The sequence below is a fragment of the Nocardia sp. Tas62D01 genome (genome assembly GCF_055232035.1).
Genome location: NZ_JBUYUZ010000001.1, coordinates 4,909,364 through 4,921,257 on the forward strand (window position 1 = coordinate 4,909,364; position 11,894 = coordinate 4,921,257).

Below are 11,894 nucleotides of genomic sequence, written 5' to 3' on the forward strand. Positions count from 1 at the left end.
ACCCGATCAAAGTTGCCATCAAGTAGCTTCGCACCGGGCGCACTTACCAACCGGTATCGTTAGGTCAATCATGCTTGTACTAGCCGTCGACACCGCGACACCTGCCGTTACAGCGGGATTGGTGGAACTGGAGCAGGCCGCAGCCGGTGTGGCCACCGCGGTCGGCGTGCGCACCCTCGCCGCTCGCGTGCGGGTCGACCCCCGCGCCCACGCCGAGGTGCTTACTCCGCAGATCCTCGAATGTCTCACCGAGGCAGGCCGTTCCAGGGCTGATATCGCCTCGATCGTGGTCGGCATCGGTCCTGGTCCGTTCACCGGACTACGGGTCGGGATGGCCACGGCCGCCGCGTTCGGTGACGCGCTGGGTATCCCGGTGTATGGGGTGTGCAGCCTCGACGCGATCGCCGCCGATGCCGCCGCGGACCTCGCTCCCGACAGCGAGTTGCTCGTGGTCACGGACGCCCGCAGACGCGAGGTGTACTGGGGGCGCTACCGCGATGGCGTGCGCATTGCCGGACCGGATGTGAGCAAGCCCGGGGACCTGGATGCGCCGCACGCCACCGTGATAGCGGGATCCGCTTCGCACGTGGATTTCTTCGACCTGCCGGTGCTGCCGGTGGAGACACCGTCGCCGGCCGGGCTGGTGCGGGTCGCGTCGGTCGAGTTGCTCGCGCGCACCGTGCCGGAACCCCTGGTCCCGATGTACCTGCGCAGGCCGGACGCGGTGGAACGCAGCTACCGCACCCTCGACCGGACGGGAGCGTGACGCTGGTGTCGATCCGAATCGAGCCGATGGACGGCCCGGACATCGAGCGCTGCGTCGAACTCGAGCAACTGCTGTTCCCCGAGGACGATCCGTGGCAGGCTGTGTCGTTCCGGTCGGAGCTGGCCGCGCCGCACAACCGGTACATCGTCGCTCGCGACGACGACGGGCGAATGGTCGGCTACGCGGGTGTCGCGCTGCTCGGTGATGACGAACACCCCGAGGCCGAGGTGCATACCATCGGCGTTGATCCGCACTGCCATCGCGCGGGCATCGGCACCCTGCTGCTGGAGGCCCTGCTGGCCGAGGCGGGCAAGCGCGGCGGGCCGGTGTTTCTGGAGGTGCGCACCGACAACGCTCCGGCGATCGCGATGTACGCCAAGCACGGCTTCCACATCATCGGGCTGCGCAAGAACTACTACCACCCGAGTGGCGCCGACGCGTACACCATGCGCAGGCCCGCGCTGACCGGGGCAGTCGCGGCGTGGGATGTGGCTCGGGAGGTGCTGTCGTGATCGTCATGGGCATCGAAAGCTCTTGTGACGAAACGGGAGTCGGCATCGTGCGCTGGCACGTCGATGACACCTGCGAACTGCTCGCCGACGAGGTGGCCTCGAGTGTCGAGCAGCATGCCCGCTTCGGCGGCGTGGTCCCGGAGATCGCCTCACGCGCGCACCTGGAGGCCATCGTGCCCGCGATGCGTCGCGCGCTCGCGGCCGCGGGTATCGCCAAGCCCGACGCGCTGGCCGTGACCATCGGGCCGGGACTGGCCGGTGCACTGCTGGTCGGTGTCGCCGCCGCGAAAGCCTATGCGGCAGCGTGGGATGTGCCGTTCTACGCGCTGAACCATCTCGGCGGACATGTCGCGGTGGACACCCTCGAACACGGACCGATGCCGCCGTGCGTCGCGCTGCTGGTCTCCGGCGGGCATACGCACCTGCTGCACGTCACCGATCTGGCCGCGCCGATCGTCGAACTGGGCAGCACCGTCGACGACGCGGCGGGGGAGGCGTTCGACAAGGTCGCCCGCCTGCTCGGCCTCGGCTTCCCCGGCGGACCCGCGCTCGACGCGGCCGCGGCCAACGGTGATCCGAAGGCGATAGCGTTCCCCCGTGGCATGACCGGGCCCCGCGATCCGCGCTACGACTTCTCCTTCTCCGGCGTGAAGACGGCCGTCGCCCGCTACGTGGAGGCTGCCCAGCGCAACGGCTTCACCGCGGCGGAGCTGCCGATCCCCGATATCGCGGCGTCCTTTCAGGAGTCGGTCGCCGACGTGCTCACCATGAAAGCGGTGCGCGCGGCCCAGGATGTCGGCGTCGACACGCTGGTCCTCGGCGGCGGCGCCACGGCCAACTCGCGCATCCGTTCACTCGCAGAAGAGCGCTGTGCGGCTGCGGGATTGACACTTCGCGTGCCGAAGCCCCGGTTGTGCACCGACAACGGTGTGATGATCGCGGCGCTGGGCGCTCACGTAATCGCGGGCGGCGCACAGCCTTCGCCGCTGACGGTGGCAACGGATCCCGGCCTGCCAGTGTCGGTCAGCCAGGTCGGCTGAGTCGCTGCGCTGGGTCTGTCGGCTGTACTCGAGCTGATTGCCGTGCGTGTCTAGACCGCTGCGCTGTGTGTGGACCGACCGCTGCGCTGTGTGTGGACCGCTGCGCCGTATGTGGACCGCGCCGTGTCTAGACCGCTGCGCTGTGTTGGGCCGACAACTGCGCTGAGCCGACCACGTCGTCGTGCTGCCTACTGTGTCGAGCTCGAAGGCTGCGTGGCGCCACTTCTACTCGTGACCCAACTGCTGCGGCGAGTTTGTGTCCGCGGAACCGGAATTCGCTCTCGGCAACAGCGGAACTCGCGATTTCGCGGGCGCCTGGGTCGGTGCCGAGGGAGTCTGCGATGGGGTGGTGCTCGGCACCGGGGTTTGCGCCCCGGTCCGACCATGATCCGGCGGCGTCGACGAGCCGGCGGGCGGTGAGAACGAATTGCCGAACAACGGACCGAGCAACTCGGGGAACGGGATCGGCGGCAGGTTCGGATCCGGGCGCAGCGTGGGCTGCGTGGGCGTGGTTGTCGGGGTGTGCGCCGGCGTGGTGCTCGTGCGGGTGGTCGGCTGGCTCCGGTCCTGGGTGATCGACGGAATGCCGCCGCCGCTGGGCCGATTGGTGTTTTCCCGATTCTGGCCGCTGGTGCTGCTCGCTCCGGTCGGCACCACCGGCGAGCTCGGCAGCTGGGTGCTGTTCGTGGTGCCCGCGGGGGAGATCTGGTCCGTGGAGGTCGGCGCGAAGGTCTTCACGCCGTAGCCGATGATCAGCCCGACCACTACGATCGCGCCGGCCAGCGTGCCCACCACCTTGGTGAAGGTGCCGACCGGTGCGTCGGCTCCGAGCGCCGCCATCGGGAACACCGCGGGCTGCGCCGCGTCGGCGACGAGCGCGGCGCCCTTGGCGATCACCGCTTCCGGATCGGGGACGGTGTGCACCGGCACGTCGAGCTCGGCGGTCAGCGTGGACACCACTGCGGGGATATTGGCCCCACCGCCGATCACCGCGACCGCCTGCGGGAATTTGTGCGCCCGTTCGAACACCGACGCGGCGAAGACCGCGGTCTCCCGCAGCAGGTCGGTGATCAGCTCATCGAAGTCGGCCCTGGTCAGCTTCAGCGGCTGACCGGCGACGTGGTCGATGGTGACGGCTGGCGCGATGGACAGATGTTCCTTGGCGGCGCGGCCGCGATTGGTCAGCATCCCTCGGTTCGGTCGGGTGCCCCGCCGGGCGTAGTGCAGGTCAACCAGGTGGACGTAGATGAGTTCGTCGATCGCGTTGCCGCTGATCGAGGTCGTGCGCTCGGTCCGAAGGACGGTGCCGTCGGCCTGGTCGGCGACGGTGACGGTGAGTCCGGACGCGCCGAGATCGATGATGGCGACAGTGTCGTAGCGGTCGAGCAGGCCGGTGTGGCGCAGGTAGGTCAGCGCCGCAGTGCTCTCCAGGATCAGCCGCAGGTCGCGCTGCTTGTCGGTGGCCGCGCGGATCAGCTGAGCCTGTTCCTTGCTGCGGTAGGCGACAGCGACACTGGTCGGCGGCTGGCTGGACGCCGATTCGATCCCGATGGAGTGCGCGCCCGACAACCGCGCGCCGACGGGATGCACGACGTCGAGGGGCGGCTGCGTGGTCGGTAGCTGTTTCGTCATGAGCTCGATCGAGGACGCCACCAGATCGCCGAGATCGGAGTGGGCCGCGTCGGCAGAGACGACGCGGTAGTCGAAGTTTTGCGCGCCGTTCGACGCAGTCGCGACCAGCGCCGAGCAAACGACCTCGTTCCCGGCCGAGATGCCGAGTGATGTTCGCATGTCACCTCCCTTCGAGCGGATGGTCATGGTGTCGCCGACCATCTCGAATGGACTGCCGAACTTCTCGCTTGGATGGCGAGCGATTCGGCCTCGGATCCGGCCGACCCGTTTTGTCCGGATGGGTCGCTGGGACGGCCATGGATCACGTGTGGTCTTGCCCTCTAGGTGAAGCTTGTTCCCTGAAACGCTTGTAGTGTGACTGCTCGGACAACCGCGTAGCCTTGGTGTGCCCTGTGCCGCTGGATATTTCGTAACGCTCCGTACGCCCCCGGCGACGCCGGTTCGTGATGAACACAGCGAGCGGAAAGCGACCATCGTCCATAGTGTCACAATCCGTTATCCGAACGTTACAGATTTGCTGATCTCTTGGGAAGCCCTCAGGTGCACCGGCATGGCGTGATGCGAGCCACCGGTCCGACACGGCGACAGAATTGGCACAACCCAACCTTGAGCGCTGGCACTCTCACGTATAGAGTGCTAGTCGGCACTGTATGTAGTGCTTGTGCCAGTTTGACCACTGAGCAGGTGTCCCGGCACCCGCGACGACGGGGCTATGCGCAGGGTCAGCATCGTGACCGCTAGCGGCTGCTTGCAGGTCGCGCGAAACAACACGACACCGATGGTCCGGGACAACAGTTCCGGACGACCGTATATCCCCTGAAAGTGGAGGGCTCAACGTGGCGAGCGTGAACATCAAGCCGCTCGAGGACAAGATCCTCGTCCAGGCCAACGAGGCCGAGACGACGACGGCCTCCGGCCTGGTCATCCCCGACACGGCGAAGGAGAAGCCGCAGGAGGGCACCGTCATCGCCGTCGGCGAGGGCCGCGTCACCGATAAGGGTGACCGGATCCCTGTCGACGTCAAGGAGGGCGACACCGTCATCTACAGCAAGTACGGCGGCACCGAGATCAAGTACCAGGGCGAGGAATACCTCATCCTGTCGGCGCGCGACGTGCTGGCCGTCGTCACCAAGTGACCGAGCTCCGCACGGTCTGCTGATCGTGCTGCCCGGCCATCGCCGGGATCGAGTCGTCACGACACTGCCCCGGTTCCCCTGAGCGGGGCCGGGGCAGTGTCGTTTCAGTAGCCGATCCAAGCAACTGCACTCCTAAGGAAAAGGACATATGGCAAAGCAGATCGAGTTCGACGAGAAGGCTCGCCGGGCTCTGGAACGCGGCGTCGACAAGCTCGCCGATACCGTGAAGGTCACCCTCGGGCCGCGTGGCCGCCACGTCGTGCTCGCGAAGGCCTTCGGTGGCCCCACCGTGACCAACGACGGTGTCACCATCGCGCGCGAGATCGACCTCGAGGACCCCTTCGAGAACCTCGGCGCGCAATTGGTCAAGAGCGTCGCCACCAAGACCAATGATGTTGCTGGCGACGGCACCACCACCGCGACCGTGCTGGCCCAGGCGCTGGTTCGCGCCGGCCTGAAAAACGTTGCCGCCGGCGCCAACCCGATCGCGGTCGGCTCCGGTATCGCCAAGGCCGCCGACGCGGTGTCCGAGGCGCTGCTCGCGCTGGCCACCCCGGTCTCCGGCGAGCAGGCCATCGCCCAGGTCGCCACCGTGTCCTCGCGCGACGAGGAGATCGGCGAAATGGTCGGCAAGGCGCTGACCACCGTCGGCAAGGACGGCGTCGTCACCGTCGAGGAGTCCTCGACACTGCAGACCGAACTCGTTGTCACCGAGGGCGTTCAGTTCGACAAGGGCTACCTCTCGCCGTACTTCGTCACCGACACCGACAGCCAGCAGGCCGTGCTCGAGGATGCCTTCATCCTGTTGAACCGGGAGAAGATCAGCTCGCTGCCGGATCTGCTTCCGCTGCTGGAGAAGATCGCCGAGTCCGGCAAGCCGGTGCTGATCATTGCCGAGGACGTCGACGGTGAGGCGCTGTCCACGCTGGTCGTCAACTCCATCCGCAAGACCATCAAGGCCGTCGCGGTGAAGGCTCCGTTCTTCGGCGACCGCCGCAAGGCGTTCCTCGACGACCTGGCCGTGGTCACCGCGGGCACGGTGGTGAACCCGGACCTCGGCATCGCGCTGCGTGAGGCGGGCCTCGAGGTGCTCGGCAAGGCGCGCCGCGTGGTCGTCACCAAGGACGACACCACGATCATCGACGGTGGGGGCACCGCCGAGGACATCGCGGCCCGCAGCGCTCAGCTGCGTCGCGAGATCGAGGCCACCGACTCCGACTGGGACCGCGAGAAGCTCGAGGAGCGGCTGGCGAAGCTCTCCGGTGGCGTCGCGGTGATCAAGGTCGGCGCGGCCACCGAGACCGCGCTCAAGGAGCGCAAGTACCGGGTCGAGGACGCGGTCAGCGCGGCCAAGGCCGCGGTCGAAGAGGGCATCGTGCCCGGCGGTGGCTCCGCACTGGTGCATGCGGCCGCCAAGCTCGTCGAACTGCGCGACTCGCTGTCCGGCGACGAGGCCGTCGGTGTCGAGGTGGTGCGGACCGCGCTGTCGGCGCCGCTGTTCTGGATCGCCACCAACGCGGGCCTGGACGGCGCCGTGGTGGTCGGCAAGGTCGCCGACGGCAAGGAGGGCTTCAACGCCGCCACCCTCACCTACGGTGACCTGCTCACCGACGGTGTCGTGGATCCGGTGAAGGTGACCCGCTCCGCCGTCGTGAACGCGGCGTCGGTGGCACGGATGATCCTCACCACCGAGAGCGCCGTGGTGGACAAGCCTTCTGGGGAGGCCCACGACCACGGTCACGGTCACGGTCACGCGCACTGAGTTCAGCTCCATAAGAGAAGGCCCCCGGAATATTCCGGGGGCCTTCTCTTATGAACGTTATGAACACAACTATGAATTTTGTAAGTTAAGTACAGGGAACATTCAAGAGGCGACAGGCGGTTGCTCGGCGGCGATCGCCGTGAGCAATCGACCTCGCAGCGAGGCGGGCGGCTGGACCGCCGTCGCCTCCGCCAAGGCCGCGAGGGCTTCTTTCGTCTCGTGCACTTCGGCAATGAATTCCACGCATAGGGCTGGGTCTTCACTGTCGAACAGCTCTTGTACCGCGTGATGGTCTTCGTCGTCGATCGATCCGAGCGCGACGGTGTGCGCGAGATCGATCTGGGCATCGTTCATCTCACGTCACCCCCAAACTTTTCTTCAGTCGTGTCAGTCCATCCCGAATCCGGGACTTAACGGTCGGTAACCCTACGCCAAGATAGCTTGCTACTTCAGCGTAGGTTCGCCCGCCGTAATAGGCGAGCGAGATGGCCTCCCGCTGGGTCTGCGTCAATGTCGCGAGACCCGCCAGGACGGCCTGTTGTTCGAGCCTTCGCTCTACCTCTTCGGTGACCTCATCGAACTCGTTGCCGAGAACCCTTATCCCGTAAGCGACTTCTCGCTGGGTATGGGCTTGCTCGGCGCGGACCCGGTCGACCGCCCGCCGGTGAGCCAGCGTCATCAACCACGTCACCGCCGACCCCTTCGTCGGGTCGAAACTCGCTGCGGTTCGCCAGATCTGCAGGAAGACCTCCTGGGTGGTTTCCTCCGCGTAACCGGGGTCGTGCAGCACCCGCAGCACCAGACCGAAGACGCGCGCACACGTTCGGTCGTACAGCTCGGCGAAGGCTTTCTGGTCGGACTGGCCGCATCGAGACAAAAGGGCGGCGAGCTCCATACTTTCGGCTGCGCGTGCCGACACCGCAGAATCCACACGAGGTGGGATGGCTTCTCTTCGGAACGAGTCGCCCTCTGCGGCTGGCGGCCGCGTTGTCACAACGCTCCATAATGTGTCATCAGTCACTACCGTAGCGCGGCGCTATAACCTCCCTTCCGGTGGGGTATCCGGCAAACCGTCTGCCGTCCAGCGACTTTGCGGAAACTCTCAACACGCCGGGCTTTCCTGTGCGGACACGCCGTGACACGCCGATAGCTATCGCGAAACGCCGGACCGGCAGCTGCGCGGCTTATGACCGTCGCAGCGGCGGGCATATCGGTGGTGACCGCATGTAGCCCGCACGCCGGTATGGGTTCCGAACCCGACCGGCGGCACCGCCGCTGGCCGGTTGGTTGGAATGGCCGGTTGTTTGCTAGGGATTCGGCGCGCCGCGCCGCGCGGATGGGAGGAGATTCGTTCAGACGGCCATTCGGCGGCGGTTGCGTCTGGCGTGCATCTCGCGTTCGGTTTCCGACATCCCGCCCCAGATGCCATAGGGCTCGCTGACTTTCAGCGCATGGCTACGGCACTGCATAAGCACCGGGCAGCTCCGGCAGATCTCCTTGGCGCGCATCTCCCGCGCGGTGCGGGCACGGCCGCGTTCACCGTCGGGATGGAAGAACACCGCGGAGTCCTGCCCGCGGCAGGACCCTCGCATCTGCCAGTCCCAGACATCGGCGTTCGGTCCAGGAAGGTGGGTCGGCATGGGCATGGTGAACTCCTCGTGGTGCGAGCTCGTCAGCGTTGTCGAGCAGTCGTTCTGCAACAGTTGTGGCCACGGCGCTGGGTCGGCGGCGTGCCCGGGGGCTCGCCCTTCGTGGTCGCTGCAATTTCGCGCGGCGCCGACCGTGGCGATGAGTTACGTTAGGTCCAGCCGCGAAATTCCGTCAATAGTTCGACGCGGCAGCTTTCCAAATCTTAGGCTGCGAAATTTAACCTCTACGGTGTTTACATTTTGCATTGCTTCCGGTGATACTGTTTGGTTGATCAGTAGGGCGTATCGACCTGTCTGGTCGAATTTGGGAGTGTAGCCGCAGGTGGACGCGTTTTCGGCGGATGGCTTCCCATGTCCGGGGGTCTGTGCCGAAGTGGGGGGCGTCACAGGGTCGATCGGGTGTGTGGCGGCGGGCGGATCGCAGATGGCGGAAACGGGGCGCTGAGGTTAATTGCGCGAAACGCATGTGAATTCCCATCGCACATGCTCGCGGATTGCCGGTATGAGATTTACCTGATGGAAACATGGCGCCGGCATTAGAAATGCTGTGTGGTTGCCGGTGCGTGTCATGGATGTTTCTCGCCGCGCGGCCCCGCGCGGAGCGCAGGATAGAGTTCGGCCGTGTTCGTGCCAGTTCTCCCTATATATGTCGAGTCCGACGTGCTCAGCGCCGCGGCCTTCGGCGACCGCCCCGGCCTGGCCGCTGCCGAGTTGCCGGCCCCTCGAAGCGCCCTGGATTCCTGGCAGCGGGCAGTGATTCTGGGCGGCGCGGGGCACTACGCTGCGGCCCGCGCCGAACTGCGATCGCTGCGCATTGGCACGACCGATCCGGTGTTGTTGTCGCTGGCCGCCAGCACTGAAGGCTCGCTGCTGCGGCAACTCGGCTGGCATGCCGGCGCCGCGGTCGCCGACGGACGGGCCGCCGCATTGATCATCCCGACTCGCCCCGATACGAGCCGCGTCGGCCCGGACCGCACCGATGCCGTCTGCGACGCACTGACCGGTCTCGCCGCCGACGCGCTCGGCACCGGCAGGCTCGCGCTGGCCGCCCGGCTGCTGCGGCGCGGGCACGACGCGCTCGACCCCGAACCGTCCCGGTGGCGCGCCTTGGTCCGCTGGCACTGGGTCTCCGCCGAGACCGCCCTTGCCGCTGGGCAATCAGAACCCGCGCGCACGCATGCCGAGACCGCGCTGCGGCTGGCCGAACAGGCGCCGTCGATCCGGCATCGGGTCAAGTCCCGGTTGTTGGTCGCGGCGGCGGCCGCGGCCGCGGGCGACGCCGAGCGGTCGCGAGTCCTCGCCGAGACGGTCGCCGCCGAGTGCCGCGAGCACGGGCTGCTGCCGTTGCGGTGGGCTAGCGCGATGCTGCGCGCGGGCGTGTCCGGCGCCGCCCTCGCGGCAGGTGCCAGGGCGGAAGCCGCCGAGTGCGCCGCGACCATCGTTCGACGTGGCGGGTGCTTCCGGTAGGTCGGTGTCGGCTCATGCGGACCGGAGGTGACCGTGTTGCCCGGTTCTGTGTGTTGTATCGCTATTGTTAGACCCGTTCCGCCTCACCGGCGGAAGCACTGGTCATCACCGACCGTGCCACTTGTAACGCCAGGAATTTCTCTGACGATGACGAACATGGGCGAAGAGTTGGACCTCGCCGTCACTGCCGCTGCGCAGGGCGACAGATCCGCTTTAGCCCAGGTACTCGAACTGGTCCGCCCGTTGGTGGTGCGCTATTGCCGCGCGCGGATCGGCGCCGCGGAGCGAGGACAACTCTCTGCGGACGACGTTGCGCAGGAGGTATGTCTGGCTGTGATGACCGCCTTGCCCAGGTATCAAGACCAGGGCAGGCCCTTCATGGCCTTCGTATACGGAATCGCTTCGCACAAGGTCGCCGACGCTCATCGCAATGCCGCCCGTAACAAGGCGGAGGCAATGGCCGAAGTACCAGATGTCATATCCACCGACCATGGTCCGGAACAACGAGCTCTCGAATCCGAAACGAGCAGGCAGATGAACACTCTGCTCGCGACGCTTCCTGAGAAGCATCGAGAGATCTTGATCCTGCGCTTGGTCATGGGTTTGTCAGCGGAAGAAACCGCGGTCGCCGTGGGCAGTACGGCGGGCGCGATACGGGTTGCCCAGCACAGGGCACTCGCAAAACTGAAATCACAAGTGGCGAGGGCAGGTGAAATGTATGGCTAGGGATGGCGAGCGCGGTCGGGGCGACTGGAAGGCGCGGCTTGGATCGCGAAACAGCGGTCCCTACGCCAATGGCGTCGGCGACACCGGACCGGTGGACATTGCCGCGGTACGCCGCGATGATGCGCTGATTGATGCCATCGCCAGCGACGGTCCGGTACGGACTGACAGCGCGGAGGAATATCAGCTCGTGACACTGTTGGCCGACTGGCGGTCAGAGCTCGTCGCGGAGCCGATGCCGGGGGAACCGAGCCTCGATGAGATCGTCGCCGCGGTAAACCAGGAGATCGGTGCCCGGCAGGTCCGCATTGGCGCACAGACCGGTGGGCGACTACGGCTGCTTCGACCCATCATGGGGGCCGCGGCCGCACTGGCACTGGTGATCGGCGGCATGACGGCGTTCTCTTACAACGCCCAGCCGGGTGATCCGCTGTGGCGGGTCAAAGAGGTCGTGTTCAGCGAGCAGGCCCAGACGACGGTGGTGCAACGTGCCAGCGACGATCTGACCTCGGCCGAGCAGCTGATGGCCGCAGGCAATCCCGAGCTGGCCAAGGCCAAGCTCGAGGGCGCGCGGCAGAACGTCTCCCAGATCGACGACAGCAAGAAGCAGGATGATCTGGCGGACCGCTGGAATGTAGTCCTCACGGAACTACGCAAGGTCGCACCCGATATCGCGAATTCGATCACGCAGACCCCGCGGCCTTCCGATTCGAAGCCGCCGACTACCGGTTCGACAGACGGAAACACCACGGTGACGCCGAGACCGTCCAGCGATAGCTCGGTGCCCACCATCTTTGGTGTGCCGGTGCCCACCATCTTTGGTGTGCCATCGGAGGAACCGTCGACGAAGTCGCCGACAGCTGAGTCCACTACAGCGGGCAAGACGCCGCCGACGACTCCACCGCAGGGCACGACCGACGCGAGTCAACCTCCGACAACGGCTACGCCGACCACCGTGCCAATGCCAACGGTGGTCCAGTCGCCCGGTGTGCCGGGCCCGCCGCCGTCACATTCGCAGCAGTCGAGCGGCGACACCGGTCCCTTCGTGGTTCCCAGCGGATTGCCTGGACTGCCGGGACTGCCGGGACTGCCCGGATCCAGACCCGCGACCTAGGCGCGGCAGCGCCACCCGAACGCCGCCAGCGCGGACGGATACCTATCCGCCCATCGCGAGAAGTGCTGGGGTGTAGCGAAATCCAATCAGCGT

Annotated in this window: 12 protein-coding genes; 8 read left to right on the top strand and 4 right to left on the bottom strand. The window is 66.6% G+C overall.

Going from position 1 to position 11,894, the window contains the following annotated elements; all coding sequences use genetic code 11:
- Positions 1-70: 70 nt before the first annotated feature.
- From tsaB to tsaD, 3 genes are read left to right on the top strand one after another with little or no spacing between them, the layout of a single operon-like run.
- Positions 71-766 (top strand): tRNA (adenosine(37)-N6)-threonylcarbamoyltransferase complex dimerization subunit type 1 TsaB, encoded by a 696-nt coding sequence (tsaB, locus tag ACV7NQ_RS23030; protein ID WP_463361545.1) that lies wholly within the window; start codon positions 71-73, stop codon positions 764-766.
- Between the two features lie 5 nt (positions 767-771).
- The gene (gene rimI / locus ACV7NQ_RS23035; RefSeq protein ID WP_463361546.1) at positions 772-1,278 is read left to right on the top strand and encodes a ribosomal protein S18-alanine N-acetyltransferase; all 507 of its coding nucleotides are present in this window, start codon (positions 772-774) and stop codon (positions 1,276-1,278) included.
- Positions 1,275-2,318, top strand: a complete 1,044-nt coding sequence (gene tsaD / locus ACV7NQ_RS23040) for a tRNA (adenosine(37)-N6)-threonylcarbamoyltransferase complex transferase subunit TsaD (protein WP_463361547.1) — start codon at positions 1,275-1,277, stop codon at positions 2,316-2,318. The genes rimI and tsaD overlap by 4 nt, the downstream gene beginning before the upstream one ends.
- A 225-nt stretch (positions 2,319-2,543) precedes the next feature.
- On the opposite strand, the gene ACV7NQ_RS23045 is transcribed toward tsaD, so the two are convergent.
- Positions 2,544-4,109 carry an Hsp70 family protein gene (locus tag ACV7NQ_RS23045; RefSeq protein WP_463361548.1) on the bottom strand — a complete coding sequence of 522 codons (1,566 nt, stop codon included), beginning with the start codon at positions 4,107-4,109 and terminating at the stop codon, positions 2,544-2,546.
- 677 nt (positions 4,110-4,786) lie between these two features.
- Here ACV7NQ_RS23045 and groES point away from each other — a divergent pair.
- Both groES and groL read left to right on the top strand, forming a co-directional pair.
- Positions 4,787-5,086: a co-chaperone GroES gene (groES, locus tag ACV7NQ_RS23050; RefSeq protein WP_014981824.1), complete on the top strand. Its 300-nt coding sequence runs from the start codon at positions 4,787-4,789 to the stop codon at positions 5,084-5,086.
- Positions 5,087-5,234: 148 nt separating this feature from the next.
- Complete coding sequence (gene groL / locus ACV7NQ_RS23055) at positions 5,235-6,848, top strand: chaperonin GroEL (RefSeq protein WP_463361549.1); 1,614 nt, start codon at positions 5,235-5,237, stop codon at positions 6,846-6,848.
- Positions 6,849-6,950: 102 nt separating this feature from the next.
- Here the strand turns inward: groL and ACV7NQ_RS23060 are convergent, their stop codons facing one another.
- The 3 genes from ACV7NQ_RS23060 to ACV7NQ_RS23070 all read right to left on the bottom strand — a co-directional run bounded on the left by ACV7NQ_RS23060 (position 6,951) and on the right by ACV7NQ_RS23070 (position 8,494).
- Positions 6,951-7,202, bottom strand: coding sequence for an RskA family anti-sigma factor (locus tag ACV7NQ_RS23060; RefSeq protein ID WP_463361550.1), 252 nt, complete (start codon positions 7,200-7,202; stop codon positions 6,951-6,953).
- Position 7,203: 1 nt separating this feature from the next.
- Complete coding sequence (locus tag ACV7NQ_RS23065) at positions 7,204-7,779, bottom strand: sigma-70 family RNA polymerase sigma factor (RefSeq protein WP_463361551.1); 576 nt, start codon at positions 7,777-7,779, stop codon at positions 7,204-7,206.
- A gap of 421 nt (positions 7,780-8,200) precedes the next feature.
- Complete coding sequence (locus tag ACV7NQ_RS23070) at positions 8,201-8,494, bottom strand: WhiB family transcriptional regulator (RefSeq protein WP_040704593.1); 294 nt, start codon at positions 8,492-8,494, stop codon at positions 8,201-8,203.
- A 624-nt stretch (positions 8,495-9,118) separates the two neighbouring features.
- Between ACV7NQ_RS23070 and ACV7NQ_RS23075 the strand changes: the two genes are divergently transcribed.
- The 3 genes from ACV7NQ_RS23075 to ACV7NQ_RS23085 all read left to right on the top strand — a co-directional run bounded on the left by ACV7NQ_RS23075 (position 9,119) and on the right by ACV7NQ_RS23085 (position 11,801).
- Entirely contained in the window at positions 9,119-9,964 is an 846-nt protein-coding gene (locus ACV7NQ_RS23075) for a hypothetical protein (protein ID WP_463361552.1), read from the top strand.
- A gap of 147 nt (positions 9,965-10,111) precedes the next feature.
- Positions 10,112-10,690, top strand: a complete 579-nt coding sequence (locus ACV7NQ_RS23080) for a sigma-70 family RNA polymerase sigma factor (protein WP_463361553.1) — start codon at positions 10,112-10,114, stop codon at positions 10,688-10,690.
- Positions 10,683-11,801 (top strand): anti-sigma-D factor RsdA, encoded by a 1,119-nt coding sequence (locus ACV7NQ_RS23085; protein ID WP_463361554.1) that lies wholly within the window; start codon positions 10,683-10,685, stop codon positions 11,799-11,801. Before ACV7NQ_RS23080 ends, ACV7NQ_RS23085 begins: the two co-directional genes overlap by 8 nt.
- The last annotated feature ends 93 nt before the right edge of the window (positions 11,802-11,894 follow it).